The following is a 25,650-nucleotide window of genomic DNA, read 5'->3' on the forward strand; positions in this document are numbered from 1 at the left end:
AGAAGGAACACTTGTCCGCACGGATCCCCCCGGTCCTCCGACCCGAACACCCGACCCCGAGGGCCGTCGCCGAACTCGCCAACGCCTTCGGCATGCGAGTCGTCGGCTCGGTCGACGCCGTCGAGACGACCGGTGTCACCCTGAGCGCCACGGAGGTGCAGCCGGGCGACCTGTTCGTCGGTGTGCACGGCGCCAACCGCCACGGTGCGCAGTTCGCGACCGAGGCCGCCGAGCGCGGTGCCGTCGCGGTCCTCACCGACCAGGACGGCGTCGCACTCGTCGAGCCCTCCGGCCTGCCGGTGCTCGTCGTCGACGACCCGCGCGCCGCCCTCGGCGACGTCGCGGCCTGGGTCTACCGCACGCACCCGGACGAGGCGACCGACCTGCCGCAGCTGTTCGCCGTCACCGGCACGAACGGCAAGACGAGCACGTCGTACATCCTCGAGGGGATCCTCAAGCAGCTCGGCCTGGTCACCGGCCTCAGCTCGACCGCGGAGCGCCACATCGGTTCGCTCAGCGTCACGAGCCGCCTGACCACGCCCGAGGCCAGCGAGATGCACGCGCTCCTCGCCCGGATGCGCGAGAGCGAGGTGCGCGCGGTCGCGGTCGAGGTCAGCGCGCAGGCCCTCAGCCGCCACCGGGTCGACGGGATCGTCTTCGACGTCGCGGCGTTCACGAACCTGTCGCACGACCACCTCGACGACTACGCCGACATGGAGGAGTACTACCAGGCGAAGCTCCCGCTGTTCCAGCCCGAGCACGCCCGTCGCGGCGTCGTCTCGCTGGACACCGACTGGGGCCACCGCGTGGTGCAGGACTCCCGCATCCCGGTCACCACGATCACCGTGCACCCGGACGTCGAGGCCGAGTGGCACGTCGACATCGTCGAGGCGCACGCCGCGTACACCGAGTTCCGCCTGACCGGTCCCGAGGGCCGCGAGCTGACCACCCGCGTGCCGCTCATCGGCTGGCACATGGCCGCGAACGCCGCGCTGGCGATCGTCATGCTCGTCGAGGGCGGCTTCGAGCTCGGCGCGATCGCCCAGGCGCTCGAGACGAACCACCGGCAGTACGCCGACCAGGGCGACGACCGTCCGGTGTCCGCGATCGAGTGCTACCTGCCCGGTCGCACCGAGCGGGTGTCCGGCGAGCACGGCCCGAGCGTCTACGTCGACTTCGGCCACAGCGCCGACGCCTTCGAGAACACCCTCGCCGCGGTCCGCCAGTTCACGGCCGGCCGGGTCCTCATGCTGTTCGGCGCCGACGGCGACCGCGACACGACCAAGCGCGGCGACATGGCGCGCGTGGCAGCTGCCGGCAGCGACGTCCTCGTCGTCACCGATCACCACCCCCGCTTCGAGGACGCCGCGTCGATCCGGAAGACCCTGGTCGACGCCGCACGCGAGGCCTACCCGGACCACGAGCTGTACGAGGTGAGTCCGCCCGAGGCGGCGATCCGCAAGGCGGTGAGCCTGCTCGGCGAGGGCGACTCGATCCTCTGGGCCGGTCCCGGCCACCAGGACTACCGCGACATCCAGGGCGTCCGCACGCCGTACTCCGCCCGCGACGAGGCCCGTGCGGCCCTGCGCGAGGCCGGCTGGGAGCCGAACGCCGGCCCGGCGGAGGACATCCGATGATCGCCCTGACCCTCGCCGAGATCGCCCGCGCGGTCGACGGCGAGCTGATCGGCGGTGCCCAGGCGACCGACGTCGCCGAGCCCGGCGACCTCGTCGTCGACGGCTCGGTCGAGACCGACTCGCGCCTGGTCCGCCCCGGCAGCGTCTTCTTCGCCCTGCCCGGCGAGGTCACCGACGGACGTCGCTTCGTGCCCGCCGCGACCGAGGCCGGCGCAGCACTGGTGATCACACCCGAGCGCGTCGACACGACCGCGCCGCAGATCGTCGTCGCCGACGGGTACGCCGCCCTCGCCGCGCTCGCGCACGAGGTCGTCACGCGCGTCCGGACGGCCTCCGCCGACCGGGTCGACGCCGAGGGCCGCCCGGCGCCCCTGCGCGTCGTCGGCATCACCGGTTCCAACGGCAAGACGAGCACGAAGAACATGCTCCGCACGATCCTCGAGCAGCACGGCGAGACCGTCGCGCCGCAGGGGTCGTTCAACAACCACGTCGGCGCACCGATCTCGATGCTCCGCGTCACGTACGACACCCGGTACCTCGTGGTCGAGATGGGGGCGAGCGGCGTCGGCCACATCGCCAAGCTCGTCTCGATCGCCGAGCCGGACACCGGTGTCGTGCTCAAGGTGGGCCTGGCGCACGCCGGCGAGTTCGGCGGCATCGAGGCGACGCAGCGCGCGAAGTCCGAGATGGTCACCGACCTGCCCGCGACCGCCACCGCCCTGCTCAACGTCGACGACGACCGGGTCGCGTCGATGCGCGACCTGACGGCCGCCCAGGTGGTCGGCTTCGGCACGTCGGCGGACGCCGACTACCGCATCACCGGCATCGAGACGGACCGCAGCGGCACCCGCTTCACCCTCACCGCGCCTCCCGTACCAGCGGACGACCCGTCTGCAGACGGCGGCCGACCGGGAGGCCCGGATCACGTCGACGTGCGCCTCGCGATCCTGGGTGAGCACCACGCCATGAACGCGTCCGCCGCGCTCACGGTCGCCCATCAGTGGGGCGTCCCGCTCGCCGACGGCGCCGCGGCGCTCGCGTCGATGACGCGTGCCGAGCGCTGGCGCATGGAGCTGCTCCAGGGCGGCCCCGAGGGCGTGACCGTCATCAACGACGCGTACAACGCGTCGCCCGACTCCACCGCGGCGGCGCTGCGGACCCTGGCGCAGATCGTGCGTCCGGGGGAGCGGACCGTCGCCGTGCTCGGCGAGATGGCCGAGCTCGGGGAGTACTCCGTCGAGGAGCACGACCGCATCGGTCGGCTCGTCGTCCGCCTCGGCATCGGACAGCTCGTGGTCGTCGGCCGCGGCGCGATGCCCATCCACCAGGCCGCCACCCTCGAGGGATCGTGGGACGGCGAGTCCGTGTACATCGAGGACGTCGACGACGCCGTCCACACCCTGCAGGACATGCTCCGCCCCGGCGACGTGGTCCTCGTCAAGTCCTCGAAGTCTGCCGAACTGCGATTCCTCGGCGACCGCCTCGGAGGTGTCACCGAATGATCGCGCTCCTCGTCGCCGGCGCTGTGTCGCTGGTGTTCACGTTGCTGCTCACCCCGTTCTTCATCAAGCTGTTCCACCGCCTCGGCTGGGGACAGTTCATCCGTGACGACGGTCCGCAGTCGCACCACACCAAGCGCGGGACCGCCACGATGGGCGGCATCGTGCTCATCATCGGTGCGGTCATCGGGTACTTCGTCGGGCACCTGGTCGGGGGCGACTCGGTCACGCTGTCCGGCCTGCTCGTCCTGTTCCTCATGGTCGGGCTCGGGTTCGTCGGCTTCATCGACGACTTCCTCAAGGTCCGGCGGCAGCGCAGTCTCGGCCTCGGCGGCTGGGCCAAGGTCCTCGGCCAGGTCATCGTCGGCGTGATCTTCGCCACGATCGCCCTCGTCGTGCCGACGTCGAACGGCAAGCCGCCGGCGTCCACGATGATCTCGGCGATCCGCGACGTCCCGTGGCTCGACTTCATGGCGCTCGGCACCGTCATCGGCACCGTGCTGTTCCTCGCCTGGATCGTGCTGCTCACCGTGTCCACGTCGAACGGCGTGAACGTGGCGGACGGCCTCGACGGCCTCGCCACCGGGTCGAGCATCCTGGCGATCGGCTCGTACGTCATCATCGGCTTCTGGCAGTCGAACCAGCTCTGCGGCGGAGCGCGTCTCGACGAGCGGGCCGCCGACGCCTGCTACACGGTGTCGAACCCGCTCGACCTGGCGGTCGTCGCCGCCGCGGTCTGCGGTGGGCTCATCGGCTTCCTCTGGTACAACACGTCGCCAGCGCAGATCTTCCTCGGTGACACCGGCTCGCTCGGTCTCGGCGGAGCACTGGCGGGTCTCGCGATCCTCAGCCGCACCGAGCTGCTGCTCGTCCTCATCGGTGGCCTGTTCTTCATCGTCACCGGCTCGGTCATCCTGCAGCGGGCGTACTTCAAGATCACGCACGGCAAGCGCATCTTCCTGATGAGCCCGCTGCACCACCACTTCGAGCTGAAGGGGTGGGCCGAGGTGACCGTCGTGGTCCGCTTCTGGATCATCGCCGGCCTCTTCGTCGCCGCCGGTGTCGGCCTCTTCTACCTCGAATGGATCGCCCGTGTCGGCTGACCGTCTCGCCTCGCTCGACAGCTGGTACGCCGAGGGGTGGAAGGGACTGGACGTCGCCGTCCTCGGCCTCGGTGCCACCGGGTTCTCGGTGGCCGACACGCTCGTCGAGCTCGGCAGCGCCGTGACGGTCTACTCGACCGACGCGCCGTCGGACAGCGTCGAGCTCCTCGACGTCATCGGCGCGCGGTTCGTGCAGACGCCGCTCGACGCGGTGCCGGACGCCCTCGTGCAGCAGGCGCCGGACGTCGTCGTCGTGTCGCCGGGCCTGCCCCCGCACAACCCGACCGTGCAGTGGGCCGTGGCGAACAGCGTCGTCTGGGGCGACATCGAGCTCGCCTGGCGCGTGCGCGACAAGGTCGTCCGCGGCCCGGTCGCGGCGCCGTGGATCACGATCACGGGCACGAACGGGAAGACCACGACCACGCAGCTCACCACGGCGATGTACGAGGCCGGCGGGCTGCGGGCGGTGGCCTGCGGCAACATCGGCGTGCCGGTGCTCGACGTCGTCCGCGACCCGGACGGCTACGACGTGCTCGTCGTCGAGCTCTCCAGCCACCAGCTGCACTACATGGCGACCTCCGGCGACGGCGCGGTCGTGCCGCTCGCGAGCGCCTGCCTGAACATCGCGGACGACCACCTCGAGTGGCACGGCTCCGCCGAGGCCTACCGCGCCGCCAAGGCCAAGGTCTACGAGCGCACCGTGATGGCGTGCGTCTACAACACGACCGACGAGGTCACCCGGCACATGGTCGAGCAGGCCGACGTGGTCGAGGGCTGCAGGGCCGTCGGCTTCACGCCCGGTGTGCCGGCACCCGGTGACGTCGGCATCGTCGAGGACGTCCTCTGCGACCGAGCCTTCACCGAGGACCGCCGGAACAGCGCCTTCGAGCTCGCGACCCTCGCCGACCTCGAGGTCGCCGGGCTCGCCAGCCCGCACATGACGATGAACGTGCTCGCCGCAGCGGCCCTCGCCCGGGCCGGCACCGTGCAGCCGAACGCGATCCAGGGCGCCGTGCGCGCCTTCCGAGCCGACCACCACCGCACCGAGCGCGTCGCCGAGTCGGGCGGGATCGCCTGGGTCGACGACTCGAAGGCGACGAACCCGCACGCGGCGACGGCGTCGCTCGCCTCCTTCGACACGGTCGTGTGGATCGTCGGCGGCCTGTTCAAGGGCGTCGACGTCGACGGGCTCGTCGCCCGCTTCGGCCCCTCCGTCCGCGCCGTCGTCGTGATCGGGACCGACCGCACGCCGGTCCTCGAGGCATTCGCGCGACACGCGCCCACGGTGCCGGTGCTCCAGGTGGAGACGACGGACACTGATCAGGTCATGCCCGAGGCGGTCCGGCATGCCGCATCGGTCGCGAGACCGGGCGACACGGTCCTCCTCGCCCCGGCGGCCGCGTCGTTCGACCAGTTCGGCTCCTACGCCGACCGGGGGCAGCGCTTCGCGGCGGCGGTCCACGAGCACCTGGGAGGAGACGCGGATGGCGACCACACCGACGGATCTCCCGAACAGCCGTAACGCACGGCCCACGGGGACGTCCCGACGGACGAACGGCGCGATCGTCGCCGTCAAGAACGTCTTCGTCGCCGAGTCCGGCACCTTCTACGCGATCCTCGGCGTGACCCTGTTCCTCGTCGTCTTCGGGGTCGTCATGGTCCTGTCGTCGTCGAGCGTCGAGCAGTACGCCGCCACCCACGACTTCTTCGGGGCGGCATCGCGCCAGGGGCTGTACGCCGTGCTCGGCGTGCCGCTCATGCTCATCGCGAGTCGCGTGCCGGCACGCTGGTGGCGGAAGTGGGCCATGCGACTGCTCGGAGCAGCCCTCGTGCTGCAGCTGCTCGTCTTCACGCCGCTCGGTCTGGACATCCAGGGCAACCGGAACTGGATCAAGATCGGGGAATCCTTCACCGCGCAGCCGTCCGAGGTCGTCAAGCTCGGACTCGCGCTCGGCATCGGCGCGATCATGTACGTCAAGCGGGACAAGCTCGACGACTGGAAAGAGGTCTTCATCCCGATCGGGATCGCCTCGATGGTGTCGCTCGGGCTCGTCGTCCTCGGTGGCGACCAGGGCACCGCGATGATCATGCTCCTGCTGGTCCTCGGCGCCCTCTACGTCGGCGGTGCCCGCGCGCGGCACCTGCTCGTCGGGGTCCTCGCCTTCGCGGTGATGCTGCCGTTCGTCACGATGGCGTCGAGCTCCCGCCGGGTGCGCATCGACGCGTGGTTGTCCGGCTGCACCGACTCGAACGCGTTCCAGGACCTCTGCTGGCAGCCCGTGCACGGCATGTGGGCGCTGGCATCAGGCGGCGTCTTCGGCGTCGGGCTCGGCAACTCCAAGGCGAAGTGGTCGTGGCTGCCCGAGGCCGACAACGACTACATCTTCGCGATCATCGGCGAGGAGCTCGGGCTGATCGGTGCGATCGTCGTGCTCGCCCTGTTCGTGGTGCTCGCCATCAGCATGATGAAGGTCATCCGCCAGTCGCGCGACCCCTTCGTGAAGACCGTCACCGGCGGCGTGCTGGCGTGGATCATCGGCCAGGCGCTCGTCAACATCGCCGTGGTGCTCGGGCTGCTGCCCGTGCTCGGCGTCCCGCTCCCGCTCATCTCCGCCGGTGGGTCGGCGCTCATCATGACGCTCGTCGCGATCGGCGTCGTGCTGTCCTTCGCGCGCGACCTGCCCGGCAAGCACGACCCGCGGCCGACGACCGCACCCCTCGACGGCACCACCACGAACGGACGACTCCGGTGAGCAAGTACCTCTTCGCCGGCGGCGGCACCGCCGGCCACGTCAACCCCCTGCTCGCGGTCGCCGACCGCCTGACCGACCGCGTGCCGAACGCCGAGGTGCTCGTGCTCGGCACCGCCGAGGGCCTGGAGTCCCGACTCGTGCCGATGCGCGGGTACGAGCTGCGGACGATCCCGCGCCTGCCGTTCCCGCGCCGCCTGAACGGTGCGGCCCTGCGGTTCCCGCAGCGGTTCGCCGCTGCGGTCAGGCAGACCGAACAGCTCATCCGCGACGAGCGGATCGAGGTCGTGCTCGGGGTCGGCGGCTACGCCGCCGCACCCGCCTACATCGCGGCCCGACGGACCGGCACGCCGATCGTCGTGCACGAGCAGAACGCCAAGCCCGGGCTCGCGAACCGACTCGCGGCGTTCCTCACCGAGCACGTCGGCCTGACCTTCTCGAACACGCGGCTGCGCCACGGCCGGGTCGTCGGCATGCCGCTGCGCCGCGAGATCGAGTCGCTCGACCGTCGAGCGTCGCGGGCCGAGGGCCTCGCCGAGTTCGGACTCGACCCGGACCGCCCGGTGCTGCTCGTCACCGGTGGGTCGTCGGGCGCCCGGAGCATCAACCGGACCGTCAACCGGTCGGCGGCGGCCATCGTCGGTGCCGGCTGGCAGGTGCTGCACGTCGTCGGTGCGAAGTCGGACATCGGGCCGAGCGACCTCGACGGGTACCACGTGCTGCCCTACTGCGACCGCATGGACCTGGCGTACGCGGCGAGCGACTTCGTGGTGTCGCGCTCCGGCGCCGGCATGGTCTGCGAGCTCACCGCCGTGGGGCTGCCGAGCGTGCTCGTGCCGTACCCGGTCGGCAACGGCGAACAGCGGCACAACGCGAAGGACGTCGTCGACGCCGGCGGCGCGGTGCTCGTCGCCGACGGGGAATTCGACCAGGACTGGGTGACGTTCCAGCTCCTGACGATCCTGCAGGACCGCTCCCGCATCGCGGACATGACGGTCCGCGCGGGCAGTGTCGGCCACCGCGACGGAGCGGACCGCATGACCGACCTCGTCCTCGACGCGGCGAAGCACACGCAGCACGGAGTCGGGCACGCGCCCGACGGGACCGGGGACGCGCCCCGCCCCGCCAGCACCACGGAGGAAGCATGACCATCAAGCCGGACCTGACGCAGCCGATCCCGGACGACCTCGGCACGGTGCACTTCGTCGGCATCGGCGGCTCCGGCATGAGCGGCATCGCGCGGATGTTCCTCGCGGCCGGCCACCGGGTGTCCGGCAGCGACGCCCGTGAGACCGACACCACTGGTGCGATGCGCGACCTCGGCGCGACGGTGCACATCGGGCACGACGCCGCCAACCTCGCCGACGCCGACACGGTCGTCGTCACGAGCGCCCTCTGGCCGGACAACCCCGAGCTCCTCGAAGCGCAGCGCCGCGGCCTGCCGGTCCTGCACCGGTCGCAGGCCCTCGCCGCCCTCATCGCCGAGCACCGCCTCGTCGCGGTCGCGGGTGCGCACGGCAAGACCACCTCGACCGGCATGATCGTCACCGCGATGGTCGAGCTCGGCCTCGACCCCAGCTACGTGAACGGCGGGGTCATCCAGTCCCTCGGTACGAGCTCGGCCCCGGGTTCGAGCGACCTGTTCGTCGTCGAGGCGGACGAGTCCGACGGCTCGTTCCTGCTCTACGACGTCGCCGTGGCGCTCGTCACGAACGTCGACGCCGACCACCTGGACCACTACGGCAGCGAGGAGGCGTTCACCGAGGCCTTCGTCGAGTTCGCCGCGAAGGCGAGCGAGCGCGTCGTCATCTCGAGCGACGACGCCGGCGCGAAGACGGTCACGGCCGGCATCCGCCAGCGTCCGGACGCCCCCGAGGTCGTCACGTTCGGCGAGGCCGTCGACGCGGACGTCCGCATCGAGGGCATCACCGAGTCCGCCGGCGTCGAGGTCGACTTCCGTGCCGGTGGCGAGGCGCACCACCTCACCCTCCGCGTGCCCGGCCGGCACAACGCGATCAACGCCGTCGGCGCCTTCGCGGTCCTGACCGGCCTCGGCGTCGCCCCAGCCGACGCGATCCGCGGGCTCGAGGCGTTCGGCGGCACCCAGCGCCGCTTCGAGCTGCACGGGGTCGAGCGCGGCGTCTCGGTCTACGACGACTACGCCCACCACCCGACCGAGGTCGCCGCGGCGCTCAGGGCCGCCCGCAACGTCGTCGGCGACGGCCGGATCATCGCGATCCACCAGCCGCACCTGTACTCGCGCACCCGCCTGATGGCCGGGGACTTCGCGAAGGTCTACGAGGAGCTCGCCGACCACACGGTCGTCCTCGACGTATACGGCGCCCGCGAGGACCCGGAGCCCGGCGTCACCGGCGCCCTCGTGCAGGAGCGCTTCGCCGACCAGTCGCGCGTCGAGTTCCTGCCCGACTGGGACGAGGCGGCGGCCCGCGCGGCCGCGGTCGCCGAGGACGGCGACATCATCATGACGCTGAGCTGCGGCGACGTGTACCGGATCATCCCGCAGGTGTTAGGAGCGCTGTCCCGGTGAGGCGACCCGAGGGATTCGACGAGGGGGACGCCCGCGCGGACGCCCCGGCCGAGGACGCCGCGGCGCCCCGGCAGCGTCGTGCCCCCTCGATGCCGCGGCTGCCGTTCCGCGGCCGCTCGACGGACGGCCAGGAGGCCCGGCCGGCGTCCGACGCGGCCGTCGCGTCCGACGACGCCCCGGCCCCGACGTCCGCCCCGGCACCCGAGGACACCGCCGGTTCCGCGCGGGACCGCGTCGGCGCCATCGCGGGTGCTGCCGGCCGCCGCTTCGGCGCCGGGCTGTCCACCGTCGCCGACCGGCTGCGCGAGTACACGCCGGACGAGGACCACGAGTCGCATCCGCGGGTCGAGGGCGCACGCCGGGTCGAACCGGCGACGGGCGACGCCCAGGTCACCGACGTGCTCACGGCGCCCGTCGGCACCGGGGTCCGCGCCGCCGAGACCGCCCGCGAGGCACGGATCGCGAAGCGCCGCCGTCGGCTCCTCGAACGCGCCGAGGTCCGGCGGTTCACCCGCAGGAGCCGCCACCGTCGTGCCGCGTGGACCACCGCGGCGGGCATCGTCGTCGTGCTCGGCGCGTCGATCCTGGTCGCCGTCTACTCGCCGCTCATGGCGCTCCGCACGATCGAGGTGAAGGGGACGAACCGCGTCGACGAGTCCGCGCTGCGGCAGGCACTGTCGGACCAGGTGGGCACGCCGCTCGCCCGACTCGACTTCGACGCGATCAAGCGCGACGTCGCTGGGTTCCCGCTCATCGAGAGCTACGTGACCGAGGAAGCCCCGCCGCACACGCTCGTCATCACGGTCACCGAGCGCACCCCGGTCGTCGCCGTGAAGTCGGGGAGCACGTTCGACCTCGTCGACCCGGCGGGCATCGTCGTGCAGTCGTCGCCGAAGCGCCCGGACACGATGCCGCTCGCCGACATCGCGCGTGCGGAGCTCGGGTCGATGAGCTTCCGCACGATGACCGAGGTCGTGCTCGCGCTGCCGTCCTCGGTGCGGTCGCAGGTCACCCGGGTCGCCGGCTCGACGGCCGACGACGTGACGCTGACGCTGCGCGACAAGTCGACGGTCGTGTGGGGGAGTCCCGACGACCCGCGGGCGAAGGCCGCGTTGCTCGCCGCCCTCGTCGAGGACCACGAGGCGCGGAACCCCGGCGTCGTCGTCGAGTACGACGTGTCCGCCCCGGACAACGGCGTCATCCGCGCGAAGCGGTGAGCGACGGAGAAATGCCGGGCGCGATCGGCGACACGCGGCGTGGCGAGGCGACAGTGCGCCGAGCGCACCCGTAGCGTCGGAGCCAGCACCACAACTACCAGCATTGCCCCTGAACTTCAAGTAGAGGTTGAGGGTTCGACCGGAGGCCTGACTGACGTGACCACGAACCACAACTACCTCGCCGTCATCAAGGTCGTCGGTGTCGGCGGCGGCGGCGTCAACGCCGTCAACCGGATGATCGAGCTCGGCCTGCGTGGGGTCGAGTTCATCGCGATCAACACCGACGCGCAGGCGCTGCTCCTCAGCGACGCCGACGTCAAGCTCGACGTCGGCCGCGAGATCACCCGCGGCCTCGGTGCCGGCGCGGACCCCGAGGTCGGCCGTCGCGCCGCCGAGGACCACGCCGAGGAGATCGAGGAAGCCCTGGCGGGCGCCGACATGGTCTTCGTCACCGCCGGTGAGGGCGGCGGGACCGGCACGGGTGGTGCTCCCGTCGTCGCGCGCATCGCGAAGTCGATCGGCGCGCTCACCATCGGTGTCGTCACGAAGCCGTTCAGCTTCGAGGGCAAGCGCCGCCAGTCCCAGGCCGAGAACGGCGTCGCCGGGCTGAAGGACGAGGTCGACACGCTCATCGTCGTCCCGAACGACCGCCTGCTCGAGATCAGCGACCGTGGCATCTCCATGGTCGAGGCCTTCGCGACCGCCGACCAGGTGCTCCTCGCCGGCGTGCAGGGCATCACCGACCTCATCACCACCCCGGGTCTCATCAACCTCGACTTCGCCGACGTGAAGAGCGTCATGCAGGGTGCGGGATCCGCGCTCATGGGCATCGGCTCGTCGCGCGGCGCCGACCGTGCCATCAAGGCCGCGGAGCTCGCGGTGGCGTCGCCGCTGCTCGAGGCCTCGATCGACGGCGCGCACGGCGTGCTGCTCTCGATCCAGGGCGGTTCGAACCTCGGCATCTTCGAGATCAACGACGCGGCCCGCCTCGTGCAGGAAGCCGTCCACCCCGAGGCGAACATCATCTTCGGTGCCGTCATCGACGACACCCTCGGCGACGAGGTCCGCGTGACGGTCATCGCCGCCGGCTTCGACGGTGGCGAGCCCACCACGCAGCAGAAGGAACGTCGCTCGAGCTACGTCGACCCCGAGTCGAGCGCGACGGTCCCCGTCGCCGCGTCGACCGGTGCGATCGAGGACTCGAGCACGTCGAGCCCGTCCTGGGCCTCCCAGGAGCACCAGCCGCCGGTGCAGCGCGCCGCCGACCCGGCCTTCGACGACGACGCCGACGAGCTCGACGTCCCCGACTTCCTGAAGTAACCGTCTCCTTGGCAGCCGAACCGCGCCTCCAGACCGCCTCGTCCCACGACGACGGACTGGAGGCGCGTGTTGCGTCCGTCAGGGCAGGCATCGCCGACGCGGCGCGAGCCGCGGGGCGGTCGGTGGACGAGCTGACGCTCGTCGTCGTCACGAAGTACCACCCGGCCTCGCTGGTGCGCGAGCTCGCCGCACTGGGTGTCACGGACGTGGGGGAGAACCGCCACCAGGAGGCGCAGGCGAAGGCGGCGGAGCTCGCCGACCTGCCGCTCACCTGGCACTTCGTCGGGCAGCTGCAGTCGAAGAAGGCCCGTCAGGTCCGCCGGTACGCCGACGTGGTGCAGTCGCTCGACCGCGACTCGGTCGTCGACGCCTTCGCCCCGACCGAGGCCGAGCCGTCGCCGCGAATCCTCGACGGGTTCGTGCAGGTGAACCTGACGGACGACCCCGGCCGTGGCGGTGTCCAGCCGGACGACGTCGAGGCGATGGTCGCCCGGGTGCTCGCCACGGGGACGATCCGGTTGCGCGGGGTCATGGCGGTCGCACCGCTCGACGAGGAACCGCGTCGCGCCTTCGCCCGGCTCCGCACCGTCTCCGACCGCGTGGTGTCGCTCGAGCCGACGGCGACCGACATCTCGGCGGGCATGAGCGGCGACTACGCCGACGCCGTCGCCGAGGGCGCGACACACCTGCGGATCGGTACCGCAATCACGGGAAACCGGCCGGTCGCGCCCTAGCCTCGACTCAGGGCATCCACGAGCAGACACCTCCGGAGGAACCATGGCCAACCCGCTGAAGAAGACGATGGTCTACCTCGGCCTCGCCGACGAGGAACTCGACTACGAGGACGAGCAGCCGCAGCAGGCACCCGCACGCCAGCAGGCCGCGGCCGCTCCGGCTGCTGCCCCGGCCGCCGCTCCCGCTCCGGAGACCCCGGCCGCCGCGCCCGCAGCAGCTCCGGCTGCCGCCGCGCCGGCCCCGACGAAGACGCACACCCACCAGCGCGGCGCCCAGGTCACCCCGCTCCGCCGCGCGAACACGACCGCACAGAAGGCGACCCCGGTCCAGGAAATGAACGAGATCCTCACCGTCCACCCCCGCGAGTACAAGGACGCGCAGTCCATCGCCGAGAGCTTCCGTGACGGGATCCCCGTCATCATCAACCTCTCGCAGATGACCGAGGGCGACGCGCGCCGCATGATCGACTTCGCCTCCGGGCTCTCGCTCGGCCTGTTCGGCAAGATCGAGCGCGTCACGAACAAGGTCTTCCTGCTCTCGCCCGCTCACGTCGCAGTGAGCGGTGAGCCTGCTGAGGTAGAGTCCGACATCGAGGCGAACTTCTTCGCCCAGCCCTGAGTCCCAGGCGCACCCGCCCCTGAGCGTCGTCCCCGGACGGCACTCGCACGAGACGAGCGAGCCACACCGTGTCCGCGATCTTCACCCTCCTGTACTACGTCCTGCTGCTCTACTTCCTGGTGATGTGGGGCCGGTTCGCGCTCGACCTGGTGCAGAGCTTCAACCGCTCCTGGCGTCCGCGCGGAGGCCTGCTCGTGGTGTCCGAGTTCGTGTACACGGTCACGGACCCGCCGATCCGGGCGGTCCGTCGGGTGCTCCCGCCGCTCCGGCTCGGGCCGATCGCGCTCGACTTCGGCTGGACGATCGTCATGCTCGTGACGATCATCCTCATGCGGCTCATGCCCTTCCTGGCCGCCGTCGTCTGACGACCGCGGTCGTCGCGACACGCGCCACGCCGCGCGGGCGGCACGGTTCCGCCCCACCGTCGGTGTACGGTGGTCGGGATCGATGCCGCGTCCGCGTGGCATCCGCGCCACCCGGTTCGACTGGTACATTCGGTCCGACCCGAAGTGGTTCCACACGTTCAGCAGTTCTATTGAGGTGACGGCAATGGCTTTGACGCCGGAAGACGTAGTCAACAAGCGGTTCCAGCCGACGAAGTTCCGCGAGGGCTACGACCAGGACGAGGTCGACGACTTCCTCGACGAGGTCGTCGTCGAGCTCCGTCGCCTGACCGCGGAGAACGACGAGCTCCGTCAGCGCCTGCAGGCTGCCGAGTCGGCCAGCCCCGCGCCGTCGCTCGAGAAGTCCGAGCAGCCCGCTCCGGCCGCCGAGCCCGAGCCCGCCCCGGTCGAGGCAGCACCGGAGCCCGCTCCGGTCGCCGCCGCTCCGACCCCCGCCGCCGCTCCGGTGTCGACGGTCCCGGCCGACGAGGACACCGAGGGCACCACGAACCTGCTCACGCTGGCTCGTCGTCTGCACGAGGAGCACGTCCGCGAGGGCATCGAGAAGCGCGACGCGCTCATCGCCGAGGGCACCGCGCAGGCCGCCCGCCTGGTCTCCGAGGCCGAGGCGAAGCAGCGCCAGATCATCGCCGACACCGAGAACACCAACCGTCAGCGCGTCGCGGTGCTCGACCAGGAGCGCACGCAGCTCGAGGGCAAGATCGACGAGCTCCGCACCTTCGAGCGCGACTACCGTGCGCAGCTCAAGAGCTACATCCAGGGGCAGCTCTCCGAGCTCGACTCCTCGGGCGAGCAGTCCTCGGGCCTCGCCCCGGCGCCGGCATCGGCGCAGGGCTTCGGCAACTGACGTTGTCCCGTCCGACCTCACCGGCGAAGGTCAGTGCCCGCGCGATCGCGGGCCTGGCCTTCGCCGCTGTCGTGGTGGTGGCCGCCGACCAGATCGCGAAGGCGCTCGTCGTCGCACACCTGCCGTACGGCACACCCGTGCCCGTCCTCGGCGGCGCACTCCAGTTCCTCTACGTCCGCAACCCCGGTGCCGCGTTCTCGTTCGCGGTGAACATGACCTGGGTCTTCTCGGTCATCTCGGCCGCGGTCGTCGTGGGCATCATCGTCTTCGCCCGCCGCATCCGGTCGATGTGGTGGGCCATCGTGCTCGGCATGCTGCTCGGCGGCGCGCTCGGCAACCTGGTCGACCGCCTGTTCCGTGAGCCGGGCTTCGCGCGCGGCCACGTCGTCGACTTCATCTCGACGCCGTGGATGATGCCGGCCATCTACAACGTCGCCGACTCGTTCATCTGCATCAGCATGGTGGTCTTCGTGCTCCTCGTGGTCCTCGGCGTGAACCTCGACGGCACCCGCACGGTGTCGACGAAGCGTGCCGCCGCGGCGGGGACCGACCCGGCCGCGCCGCTCGACGGCGGGGCCGCGTTCGCACCCGCGCCGACGGCAGCCGATGCGCCGGAGCCGGACCGGGCCTCCCGCTCCGAGCAGCACGACCGACGCGACACCCTGGGGCACGACGCCACGTGACCGAGAGCCGTTCCCTGCCCGTCCCCGACGGGCTCGCCGGTGAGCGCGTCGACGCCGCCATCGCCAAGCTCCTCGGCTTCAGCCGCTCCTTCGCCGCGGACGTCGTCGCGGCCGGTGGCGTGCGGGTCGACGGCGTGACCGTCGACAAGTCCGACCGGCTGCACGCGGACTCGTGGCTCGAGGTCGAGTGGTCCCCGAAGGAGCCGCCGCGCATCGTCCCCGCCGTCGTGCCCGGGATGACGGTCGTCCACGACGACGAGGACATCGTCGTCGTCGACAAGCCCGTCGGCGTCGCCGCGCACCCCTCGCCCGGTTGGGACGGCCCAACCGTGCCCGGGGGCCTCGCGGCTGCCGGGTTCACCATCGCGACGTCCGGCGCCGCCGAGCGTGCCGGGATCGTGCACCGCCTCGACGTCGGCACCTCGGGCCTGATGGTCGTCGCGAAGACCGAGCTCGCGTACAGGCACCTCAAGCGCGCGTTCAAGGAGCGCACGGTCGAGAAGGTCTACCACGCCCTCGCCCAGGGCCACCCCGACCCGACGTCCGGCACGGTGGACGCCCCGATCGGCCGGCACCCGTCGAGCGACTGGAAGTTCGCCGTCACGGCCGACGGCAAGCCGAGCGTGACGCACTACGAGACCCTCGAGGCCTTCCGCGCCGCCACCCTGCTCGAAGTGCACCTGGAGACCGGTCGCACGCACCAGATCCGCGTGCACATGGCCGCCACCCGCCACCCCCTGGTCGGCGACACGATGTACGGTGCCGACCCGGTGCTCGCCGCGGAGCTCGGCCTCACCCGCCAGTGGCTCGACGCCGTGCGGCTCGGCTTCGCGCACCCGCGCACAGGGGAGTGGGTGTCGTTCGAGGCGTCCTACCCCGACGACCTGCAGGCCGCGCTCGACCGCATCCGCGCCGCGTAGGCGCCGGGGACGTCGCTGCTCGGCGAGAGGGCGCGATGTGTCGTCCGGAGCGCCTCTGGGCGACACATCGTGCCCCTTGGACGTCCCGCACACGGCGCGTCGTGCCCGCTCGGCGTCGCGCCCCGCGCGTGTCCCGACCGCCTGCCGGACGGGAGGCGCGGGTCGACGCCGCCCCGCGCCTCCCGTCCGCTGCAACATGGCGTGGTCCGCGTCGCGCCGCGAGGTCGCGCAGTCGGCCGCGTGCGGCGCCGCCGATCGGCAGTCCGTGCGACCCCGGCGGCCGGCCCGCGGCGTGTCGCGCGACCTCGTGCGCCGGGGCGAGGGACACGCGCGGGATTGTCCCCAGCCGCGGTTAGGCTTGTCGGACCCAGCAGCAAGACCGTTCGACCGGAGGCTCCGTGGCGGATTCCGACTCCTTCGTCCACCTGCACGTGCACAGCGAGTACTCGATGCTCGACGGCGCTGCCCGACTCGGCGACCTGGTGGCCGAGACGGCCGCGCAGGGCATGCCCGCCGTGGCGGTGACCGACCACGGCAACATGTTCGGCGCGTTCGAGTTCTGGAAGGCCGCGAAGGCCGGCGGCGTGAAGCCGATCATCGGGACCGAGGCGTACATCACGCCCCGCACCCACCGCACCGACAAGACCCGTGTGCGCTGGGGTGACGGCGGCGGCGATGACGTGTCCGGCGCCGGGTCGTACACGCACATGACGATGTTCGCCGAGAACACGACGGGCATGCACAACCTGTTCCGGTTGTCGTCGAAGGCCTCGATCGAGGGCTACTACTTCAAGCCCCGCATGGACATCGAGCTGCTGCAGGAGTACCACGAGGGCATCATCGCGACGACGGGCTGCCCCTCGGGCGAGATCCAGACGCGCCTGCGCCTCGGGCAGTACGAGGAAGCGCGCCAGGCAGCTGCCGACTACCGCGACATCTTCGGCAAGGAGAACTACTTCGCCGAGATCATGGACCACGGGCTCGAGATCGAGCGCCGGGTCATGAGCGACGTCATCCGCCTGGCGAAGGACCTCGGCATACCGCTCGTCGGCACGAACGACCTGCACTACACGCACTCGCACGACGCGAAGTCGCACGCGGCCCTGCTCTGCGTGCAGTCCGGTTCGACGCTGAACGACCCGAACCGCTTCAAGTTCGACGCCGACGAGTTCTACCTGAAGACCCCGCAGCAGATGCGGCACGTCTTCCGCGACAATCCCGACGCCTGCGACAACACGCTGCTCATCGCCGAGCGGTGCAACGTCGAGTTCGACACCGCGGCGAACTACATGCCGAAGTTCCCGGTCCCCGCGGGCGAGACGGAGCACACCTGGTTCGAGAAGGAGGTCGCGAAGGGCTTGCAGTACCGCTACCCCGGCGGCATCCCGACCGAGGTCCAGGAGCGCGCCGACTACGAGGTCGGCATCATCAACCAGATGAACTTCCCGGGGTACTTCCTCGTCGTCGCCGACTTCATCAACTGGTCGAAGGACAACGGCATCCGGGTCGGCCCCGGCCGTGGTTCCGGCGCGGGCTCGATGGTGGCGTACGCGATGCGCATCACCGACCTCGACCCGATCCGGCACGGCCTGATCTTCGAGCGCTTCCTCAACCCGGACCGCGTCTCGATGCCCGACTTCGACGTCGACTTCGACGACCGGCGCCGCGGTGAGGCGATCAAGTACGTCACCGAGAAGTACGGGTCGGAGCGCGTCGCGCAGATCGTCACGTACGGCACGATCAAGGCGAAGCAGGCGCTGAAGGACTCGTCCCGCGTGCTCGGCTTCCCGTTCGGCATGGGCGAGAAGCTCACGAAGGCGATGCCGCCGCCTGTGATGGGCAAGGACATCCCGCTCACCGGGATCTTCGACAAGGACCACCCGCGCTACAAGGAGGCCGTCGACGTCCGCACGGTCGTCGAGACCGACCCCGAGGCGAAGACCGTCTTCGACACGGCACTCGGGCTCGAGGGGCTGAAGCGCCAGTGGGGCGTGCACGCGGCCGGCGTCATCATGTCGAGCGACCCGCTCATCGACATCATCCCGATCATGAAGCGGGAGCAGGACGGCCAGATCGTCACGCAGTTCGACTACCCGGCAGCGGAGTCGCTCGGCCTGATCAAGATGGACTTCCTGGGGCTGCGGAACCTCACGATCATCAGTGACGCCCTCGACAACATCAAGTCGAACCGCGGCATCGACCTCGACCTCGAGACCATGGGCCTCGAGGACCCCGAGGCCTACGCCCTGCTGCAGCGCGGAGACACCCTCGGCGTCTTCCAGCTCGACGGCGGCCCGATGCGCGGTCTGCTGCGCCTCATGAAGCCCGACAACTTCGAGGACATCTCCGCGCTCATCGCCCTGTACCGTCCGGGGCCGATGGGTGCGAACTCGCACACGAACTACGCCCTGCGCAAGAACGGCGAGCAGCCGATCACCCCGATCCACCCGGAGCTCGAGGAGCCCCTGGCGGAGATCCTCGGCGGCACCTACGGCCTGATCATCTACCAGGAGCAGGTCATGGCCATCGCGCAGAAGGTGGCGGGCTTCTCCCTCGGCCAGGCGGACATCCTCCGCCGCGCGATGGGCAAGAAGAAGAAGTCCGAGCTCGACAAGCAGTACGCGGGCTTCGAGAAGGGCATGCTGGACAACGGCTACTCGGCGGCCGCGATCAAGACGCTGTGGGACATCCTGCTGCCGTTCTCCGACTACGCCTTCAACAAGGCGCACTCGGCGGCGTACGGCGTCGTCTCCTTCTGGACGGCGTACCTCAAGGCGCACTACCCGGCCGAGTACATGGCCGCGTTGCTGACGAGCGTCGGCGACGCCCGTGACAAGCTCGCGCTGTACCTGAACGAGTGCCGCCGGATGGGCATCAAGGTGATGCCGCCGGACGTCAACGAGTCCATCGGCTTCTTCGCCGCCGTCGGCGAGGACATCCGCTTCGGCATGGGCGCGATCCGCAACGTCGGGTTCAACGTCGTCGACGACATCGTGCAGGCGCGCACGGAGAAGGGCGCGTTCGAGTCCTTCCACGACTTCCTGCGCAAGATCCCGATCTCGTCGGCGAACAAGCGCACGGTCGAGTCGCTCATCAAGGCCGGTGCGTTCGACGAGTTCGGCGACTCCCGGCGCGCGCTCGTCGAGATCCACGAGGGCGCCGTCGAAGGTGCGGTCAAGGTCAAGCGCGACGAGGCCCACGGCAACGTCGGCTTCGACTTCGACTCGCTCTTCGCCGAGGTCGCCGAGGAACAGCCGTCCGCTGCCGCGGTGTCCCAGGTGCCGGACCGCCCCGAGTGGTCCAAGCGCGACAAGCTCGCGTTCGAGCGGGACATGCTCGGCCTGTACGTCTCCGACCACCCGCTCGCCGGGCTCGAGATCGAGCTCGCCAAGCACCAGTCGATCACCATCGCCGACCTCATCGGGGCCGACGACTCGATCGAGGGCGAGACGGTCACCGTCGCGGGGCTCCTGACGAGCGTGCAGCACCGGGTGGCGAAGTCGAGCGGCAACCCGTACGGCATCGTCGACATCGAGGACTTCGGGGGCCAGATCGGCGTGATGTTCCTGGGCAAGACGTACCAGGAGTTCGGGCCGTCCCTCGTCGCCGACTCGATCGTCGTGCTGCGTGGTCGCGTCAACGTGCGTGACGACGGCAAGGCGCTGCACGCGGTGAGCATGTTCCAGCCGGCGATCGGCGACGGGATGGGCTCCGGTCCGCTGACCCTGTCCCTGCCCGAGCGGCAGGCCACCACCACGACGGTGACCGAGCTCGCGGCCGTCCTCGGTCGGCACCAGGGCGAGACCGAGGTGCGGCTGAAGCTCCTGAAGGACGACGTCGCCCGCACCTTCGAGCTGCCGTTCCCGGTGAACCTGACACCGGACCTGTTCGGCGAGCTGAAGAGCCTGCTCGGCCCCCGCTGCCTGGTCTGATCGGTCGAGCGGTGGGGGAAGCGAGCACAGTGGAGTGAGCACAGGGGAGTGAGCACAGGAAAGTGAGCACAGTGGAGCGAGCACGGGTGGGCCGGGGGACGGCCGTGCTCCTCGGTGCTGTCGTCGCGGTGGCGACCGTGCTCGCCACCGCGGGGTGCACGAACCACCTCAACGCGGGTTCTGGTGCCGGCGAGGACTTCGCGGACCACTTCCGCACGGTGGACGGCGTCGCCGCGGTGACGGGGAGCGGGACGAACAACTTGCCGTTCAGCGGCGAGGCGTCGGTCGCCGCGGTCCTCGACGACGACCTGTCGGACGCCCGGCTGACGGACCTCGTCGACGAGATGGGCCGGTACGCGGCCGACCACACGAACGGTTCACTGCGCTGGTCGGGCCGGATCGTGGTGGACGGCTACCAGATCCCGCTCGCGGCGAAGCGCACCCCGAACCACCGCACACTCGACCTGCTCGCCGAGGTGCGCCACGACGACCGCTTCGCCGGCGGCGAGATCGACCCCGAGTGGCGGATCGCCCTGCGGGCCGCGGCGACGGACGACCTCGTCACGGCGTGGCACCGGGCCCGCGAGCTCTCGACCTCGGACGACGCGTCGGTGCTGGCCTACTCGGGTGTCCCCGACGACTCCGACCGGCCGGAACACGACGCCAGCTGGGTGCTGTCCTCGACGGACCAGGACGCCCGCGACCTGTACGACGACCTCAACCCCGGCGGGTCGCCGCGGAAGCACGCCGTCCCCGAGGGGGACGACGCCATCGCGCGGCTCGCCGCGCAGGTGATGGCCGTCCCCGACGTCGACGGCGCGGTGATCACCCCGTCGTCCGTGTCCGTGCACGCCACGTCGTTCGCCCGCACCGACTCCGTCCGCAGGGCCGTCGAGGCGCGGGCACCCGACGGGACGCTCGTGCTCGTCTCCGGTGGTCCCGTGCACCGGACGGGGGCGGGGGACCACGCAGCGGCCGACCGGGTCGTGGACGCCGTCCTCGCGTCGCAGCCGGATCTCACGCGCGTCGAGGAGGCACCGGACCGCGTCGGCGTCGTCGTCCCCGACATCGACACGGCGACGACGCTGGCCGGCGTCGTCGGCGCAGTGCGCCCGCCGGCGGCGGTGGACCGCGTCGACCTGGCCACTGACGAGTCCGCCCTGGGCGACGTCGTCGAGACGGACACCCAGCTGGTGATCAGTGCGCCCCCGGACGCCCTCGTCCGTGCCGCCCGGATCGCCGCGGCACTCGATGCGGACGGCCCGGTCGTGGTCCGTCTGCCCAGCAGCGCCGAGGGGCAGGCCGACGTGCGGGTCACCGTGCCGTCGTCCGCGTCGTTCCCCGAGCTCGCGAAGACGCTCCGTGCGCTCGACCTGCAGGGTGCGTCGCTGCAGATCCGGTTGCCGTCCGGTGCCGACAACGGGTCCGGCACCGTGAACGCCGACCTCGACGACCCGACCGACGTCTCCGCCGGCAGCGACGCGGCGGACCAGCGCACCGCACAGGCGTGGCGTGACGCCTGGGCAGCGAGCCGCTGACGACCGCAGGCGGTCACGACCCGTCGGCCGGGAGGCCCGGGGCGGCTCCCTGAGGAGCCTCCGGTCCGTCCGGTGGGTGCGTCAGGCGCCGCGGCCGGTGATCGCCCGGATGCGCGCGACCACGCGGGGGTTCCGGGCGCCGAAGCTCAGCGCCGTGAGTCGCCGCAGGGACACCGTGGCGCGGTGCACGAGCAGGCCGGTGGCCTCGGCGATGTCGGAGACGGCGAGCCAGCGCGCCCGGAGCGACTCCACGTCGATCTCGGTGGCCGCGGCGGTGCGCACGAGTGCCACCAGGTCCTCGCCGCTGCGCCAGGTGGTCGTCTGGTTCTCGAACCGCCGCTGGATGCGGTCGATCGCGGCGGCCCGGTGGTTCGCCACCGCGTGGGACCACCGGAGGTCATGTGCCACCGGGTCGACGAGGATCCACCGCGGAGCGTTCGCGTTGAGCGCCGTCAGCTGGCCGAACGTCGTCAGGGCGCCGAGCGCCACCGCCACGTCGAAGATCTGGCGCGGGCGTCCGTTCACCGCGATCGCAGCACCCGGGAACGCCTGGCGGGCGGCACGGATCTGCGACTTCGCCACGATGACGGTGACGACGACGTCCACCGGTGCCGCGGCCAGGGTGGCGCGCGCGGACGCCAGCACGGAGTCCGTCAGGTCCTCCGGCAGGTGCAGGGCGACCCGGACCACGTCGTCGTCCGGCATGAAGGCGTCGGCGAAGACGTCGACGGCGTCGCGGTGCCGGGCGAGGAAGAGGGCCACGGCGCCGGCGTAGAACGGGTAGCGCTCGAGCAGGATGCGCTCGTGCTCGAGCCGGAGGGCCGGCCCGCGGTCGCCGCTGAAGCTCGTCGAACCGGTGTGCAGCACGAGGGCCCGGTTGGCGAGCACCGAGGTGAACCCCTGCTCGTTGATCCGGAGGCAGAAGTCGTTCTCCTCGCCGTAGCCGGGGGAGAACCGCTCATCGAAGAGGCCGAAGCGATCGATCATCTCGCGGCGGATCAGGAAGCAGAAGCCCATCGCGACGGGCGACACCGTCGAACGCGGCAGCAGGTACTTCGTCCGCCCGTGCAGTTCGCGGGTGCGGCGCGGCGACAGGTTCGCCCGCGGGTTGCGCCGCGCGTACGGGAACGAGGCGATGGTCGCGTTGTCGCTCCGGGCGCACACGACGCCGATCGTGTCGTCCGAGGCCAGGACGGCGGTCATCTCGTCGAGGAATCCCGGCAGCGGCACCGTGTCGCTGTTGAGCAGCAGGACGTCGTTGCCGGTGCGGTCGAGCTCGAGGACGGCGCGGTTGCAGTTGCCGACGAAGCCCAGGTTGCGCGGGTTCCGGGTGTACTCGAAGCCGTCGTGGTCGCCGACCAGTTCGAGGACCCGTGCCTCGATCTCGTCGACGCGGGGCCCGACGTCGTTGGCGAGCAGCACCCGGTCGGTCGTGAAGTCGACCGAGTCGAGGAGCGCCTCGATGCAGCGCTCGAGTCCGGGCAGGTCGTCGTAGATCGGGACGACGATCGTCACCGGACGGCGCTCGTCGCGGGTCACCGGCGCACGAGCTTCCGGACAGCGGCACCCGGCCGCGCCAACACCCGGCCGACCAGGCCGGACCGCGTGCGCACCCGGTTCGCGAGCAGGCCGACAGCGGCCCGGGCGCTCGTGGCGCCGAGGGCGGCGTAGGCGCCCGGCAGCTCGAACCAGTAGCGCGCGGCCTGGGGGAGTCGGTAGCCCTCGGTGCCGACCAGGGCGACGAGCCGCGCGATCGCGGCCGCGTTGTCGTGTCCTGCACCCATGACGGCGGCGAGACGGTCCGGGGCAGCCGCACCGTGCCTCCTGACCGATGCCGGGTCAGCCGCGTAAGCGGCGATGGCGTCCGTCAGCGCAGTGGTGTCGTCGGCGTCGACGAGCGCACCGGTCACGCCGGGTTCGACCAGTTCGGCGCTGCCACCCTGGCGGGTCGCGACGACCGCCTTGCCGAGCGTCATGTACTCGGCGGTGGTGCGGCCGAACGCCTCGATCGTCGAGGGGGTGATGCAGACGTCCGCGGCCTCGACGTAGGGAGCGGGTGTGCGCTGCTCGCCGGTGAACACCACGTGGTCGGCGACACCCAGGGCGCGGGCGCGGTCGGTGAGGCGCTGGTCCTCGCCGGGGTGCTTCCAGCTGCCGACGAAGCAGACGCTCGCCGTCACTCCACGAGCGCGCAGTGCGCCGAGCGCGTCGACGACGCGGTGCTGGCCCTTCGACTCCTCGACCCGTCCGACCACGGTGATGCGGAGTCCGGGGTCGGCCTGGGGGAACGGGGTGACCGCCGGGGCGTCGGTCCGCGTCGCACGGAGCCGCTCGCTGTCCACGGTGGGGTACGCGACCGAGAGCTTGTCCGCCGGGATGTACCGGGCGAGGTGCTCGCGCATCGCCTCGGAGTTCGTCACGACCGCACCGGCCAGCAGCCCGATGTCACCGAGGACGCCGGCACGTCCGGTCTGGAACTGCAGGCCGTGGTCGAGGTCGCCGTACTCACGGACGAACCAGGCCTGCGGGATGCCGAGGACCGCTGCGGCGAAGGACGCCCACGGGGCCACGAGCGTGTTCGTGACGACGAGGTCGGGGCGCTGGCGCTCGTACAGGCGGATGAGGGCGTTCACCGCCGCGTAGTCGACGGTGGCGAACGCGGCCCGCTCGGCGGCGGGGGCGGGCTGCGGGCTCGGCAGTGCCCAACCGCGGAACCGGAGGGCGTCGTACGACCAGCCGCGCTCGTCGAGGGCCTCGATGAACTTGCCGCGAGGCGCCTTCGTGACGAACGTCGGGGTCATCGTCGGGTCGGTCGCCAGCCAGTCCTCGACGAACCGCAACAGCGAGCGCTCCGCACCACCGAGGTTGACGGGCGCCGTCGAGTGGTTGGCGAAGCTGACGAGCACTGTGCAACTCTACAAACGATTGGCCGAGTGTTCGTCATCTCGACACGTTCTGTTGGTTCCCCGCGGGACGCGGGGGTTTCGTCCGGAGCCTGTGCGAGAATACCTCGTCCCCCATCCGATCAGGAGCGTCCCTGCGCTCCGGAGGAGCCAGCACCCGGAGCATGACGTACCTGAACCAGCTCATGTCGTCGCGCGAACTGCTGGCGAACCTCACCGCGCGCGAGGTCAAGGGCAAGTACCGTCGCACGGTCTTCGGCCAGCTGTGGTCGCTGATCAACCCCCTCGCGACGATGCTGATCTACACGATCGTGTACTCGTTCATCTTCCGCGCGCGGCTCGAGGTGGGCGATCCCAGCGGTCTGAACATCTACCCGCTCTGGCTCATGTGCGGGCTGCTGCCCTGGATCTTCGCGCGGAACGTCATCAACTCCGGCATGACCTCGATCGTGGCGAACGGCTCGCTCATCAAGAAGGTCTACTTCCCGCGCATGACCCTGCCGCTCGCGGCGGTCGGCTCCTTCGGCTTCACCTGGCTCGTCGAGATGGGCGTGCTGTTGATCGCACTCGCGATCGCCGGATCCAACTTCTGGCTGTTCCTGCCGCTCATCCTGCTCACGATGGTGTTCCTCGCGATGTTCGCGGCCGGGGTCGGGCTCATCCTGTCGATCGTCAACGTGCACTTCCGCGACATGCAGCACCTGGTCGGCATCGCGCTGCAGATGTGGATGTACCTGTCGCCGATCATCTACCCGCTGTCGCTCGTCGAGGACGCCGCGAACAAGGCCGGGCACCCGTGGATCATCCACGTCTACAAGCTCAACCCCATCGAGCGGTTCTCGACGGTGTTCCGCAACCTGATGTACGACAACCGCCTCCCGAACTGGACCGACCTGGTCGCGTGCGCCCTCGCAGGATGCGTGTCGCTCGCACTCGGCTACGTCGTGTTCTCCCGCAACGAGAAGAAGCTGGCCGAACTGCTGTGACCGATGCTGC

Annotated in this window: 20 protein-coding genes; 18 read left to right on the forward strand and 2 right to left on the reverse strand. The window is 71.0% G+C overall.

What is annotated here, in order from left to right; all coding sequences use genetic code 11:
• Positions 1–11: 11 nt before the first annotated feature.
• From BIU94_RS04230 to BIU94_RS04310, 17 genes are all read left to right on the forward strand, one after another.
• Positions 12–1,637, forward strand: coding sequence for a Mur ligase family protein (locus tag BIU94_RS04230; RefSeq protein ID WP_071256198.1), 1,626 nt, complete (start codon positions 12–14; stop codon positions 1,635–1,637).
• A complete protein-coding gene (murF, locus tag BIU94_RS04235; protein ID WP_071254534.1) occupies positions 1,634–3,139 on the forward strand; it encodes a UDP-N-acetylmuramoyl-tripeptide--D-alanyl-D-alanine ligase in 1,506 nt (501 codons plus the stop codon). The genes BIU94_RS04230 and murF overlap by 4 nt, the downstream gene beginning before the upstream one ends.
• Positions 3,136–4,239, forward strand: a complete 1,104-nt coding sequence (gene mraY, locus BIU94_RS04240; protein ID WP_071254536.1) for a phospho-N-acetylmuramoyl-pentapeptide-transferase — start codon at positions 3,136–3,138, stop codon at positions 4,237–4,239. The genes murF and mraY overlap by 4 nt, the downstream gene beginning before the upstream one ends.
• Positions 4,229–5,761 carry a UDP-N-acetylmuramoyl-L-alanine--D-glutamate ligase gene (gene murD / locus BIU94_RS04245; protein WP_083404572.1) on the forward strand — a complete coding sequence of 511 codons (1,533 nt, stop codon included), beginning with the start codon at positions 4,229–4,231 and terminating at the stop codon, positions 5,759–5,761. The genes mraY and murD overlap by 11 nt, the downstream gene beginning before the upstream one ends.
• Entirely contained in the window at positions 5,724–6,992 is a 1,269-nt protein-coding gene (gene ftsW / locus BIU94_RS04250) for a putative lipid II flippase FtsW (protein WP_071254540.1), read from the forward strand. Before murD ends, ftsW begins: the two co-directional genes overlap by 38 nt.
• Positions 6,989–8,137, forward strand: coding sequence for an undecaprenyldiphospho-muramoylpentapeptide beta-N-acetylglucosaminyltransferase (murG, locus tag BIU94_RS04255; protein ID WP_254784748.1), 1,149 nt, complete (start codon positions 6,989–6,991; stop codon positions 8,135–8,137). The genes ftsW and murG overlap by 4 nt, the downstream gene beginning before the upstream one ends.
• Positions 8,134–9,537, forward strand: a complete 1,404-nt coding sequence (gene murC, locus BIU94_RS04260; protein WP_071254543.1) for a UDP-N-acetylmuramate--L-alanine ligase — start codon at positions 8,134–8,136, stop codon at positions 9,535–9,537. Before murG ends, murC begins: the two co-directional genes overlap by 4 nt.
• Complete coding sequence (locus BIU94_RS04265; RefSeq protein ID WP_139196292.1) at positions 9,534–10,754, forward strand: FtsQ-type POTRA domain-containing protein; 1,221 nt, start codon at positions 9,534–9,536, stop codon at positions 10,752–10,754. Before murC ends, BIU94_RS04265 begins: the two co-directional genes overlap by 4 nt.
• A 156-nt stretch (positions 10,755–10,910) precedes the next feature.
• On the forward strand, positions 10,911–12,074 hold the full coding sequence (gene ftsZ / locus BIU94_RS04270) for a cell division protein FtsZ (protein WP_071254545.1): 1,164 nt from the start codon (positions 10,911–10,913) through the stop codon (positions 12,072–12,074).
• Between the two features lie 8 nt (positions 12,075–12,082).
• Positions 12,083–12,808 (forward strand): YggS family pyridoxal phosphate-dependent enzyme, encoded by a 726-nt coding sequence (locus BIU94_RS04275; protein ID WP_071254547.1) that lies wholly within the window; start codon positions 12,083–12,085, stop codon positions 12,806–12,808.
• 43 nt (positions 12,809–12,851) lie between these two features.
• Positions 12,852–13,427, forward strand: a complete 576-nt coding sequence (locus tag BIU94_RS04280; protein ID WP_071254549.1) for a cell division protein SepF — start codon at positions 12,852–12,854, stop codon at positions 13,425–13,427.
• Between the two features lie 68 nt (positions 13,428–13,495).
• Positions 13,496–13,792 (forward strand): YggT family protein, encoded by a 297-nt coding sequence (locus BIU94_RS04285; protein WP_071254551.1) that lies wholly within the window; start codon positions 13,496–13,498, stop codon positions 13,790–13,792.
• Positions 13,793–13,976: 184 nt separating this feature from the next.
• Positions 13,977–14,678 (forward strand): DivIVA domain-containing protein, encoded by a 702-nt coding sequence (locus BIU94_RS04290; protein WP_071254553.1) that lies wholly within the window; start codon positions 13,977–13,979, stop codon positions 14,676–14,678.
• Positions 14,679–14,680: 2 nt separating this feature from the next.
• Positions 14,681–15,361: a signal peptidase II gene (lspA, locus tag BIU94_RS04295; protein ID WP_083404574.1), complete on the forward strand. Its 681-nt coding sequence runs from the start codon at positions 14,681–14,683 to the stop codon at positions 15,359–15,361.
• A complete protein-coding gene (locus tag BIU94_RS04300; RefSeq protein WP_071254555.1) occupies positions 15,358–16,281 on the forward strand; it encodes an RluA family pseudouridine synthase in 924 nt (307 codons plus the stop codon). The genes lspA and BIU94_RS04300 overlap by 4 nt, the downstream gene beginning before the upstream one ends.
• Positions 16,282–16,679: 398 nt before the next feature.
• Entirely contained in the window at positions 16,680–20,213 is a 3,534-nt protein-coding gene (gene dnaE, locus BIU94_RS04305) for a DNA polymerase III subunit alpha (protein WP_083404575.1), read from the forward strand.
• 62 nt (positions 20,214–20,275) lie between these two features.
• Positions 20,276–21,751, forward strand: a complete 1,476-nt coding sequence (locus BIU94_RS04310) for a hypothetical protein (RefSeq protein ID WP_139196294.1) — start codon at positions 20,276–20,278, stop codon at positions 21,749–21,751.
• An 81-nt stretch (positions 21,752–21,832) separates the two neighbouring features.
• On the opposite strand, the gene BIU94_RS04315 is transcribed toward BIU94_RS04310, so the two are convergent.
• Both BIU94_RS04315 and BIU94_RS04320 read right to left on the reverse strand, forming a co-directional pair.
• Positions 21,833–23,266, reverse strand: coding sequence for a glycosyltransferase family 2 protein (locus BIU94_RS04315; protein ID WP_139196296.1), 1,434 nt, complete (start codon positions 23,264–23,266; stop codon positions 21,833–21,835).
• Between the two features lie 20 nt (positions 23,267–23,286).
• Complete coding sequence (locus tag BIU94_RS04320; RefSeq protein ID WP_071254559.1) at positions 23,287–24,657, reverse strand: glycosyltransferase; 1,371 nt, start codon at positions 24,655–24,657, stop codon at positions 23,287–23,289.
• Between the two features lie 161 nt (positions 24,658–24,818).
• Between BIU94_RS04320 and BIU94_RS04325 the strand changes: the two genes are divergently transcribed.
• The gene (locus BIU94_RS04325) at positions 24,819–25,640 is read left to right on the forward strand and encodes an ABC transporter permease (protein ID WP_071254561.1); all 822 of its coding nucleotides are present in this window, start codon (positions 24,819–24,821) and stop codon (positions 25,638–25,640) included.
• Positions 25,641–25,650 lie beyond the last annotated feature (10 nt).

Source organism: Curtobacterium sp. MMLR14_006, from assembly GCF_001864985.1.
Lineage (GTDB): Bacteria > Actinomycetota > Actinomycetes > Actinomycetales > Microbacteriaceae > Curtobacterium.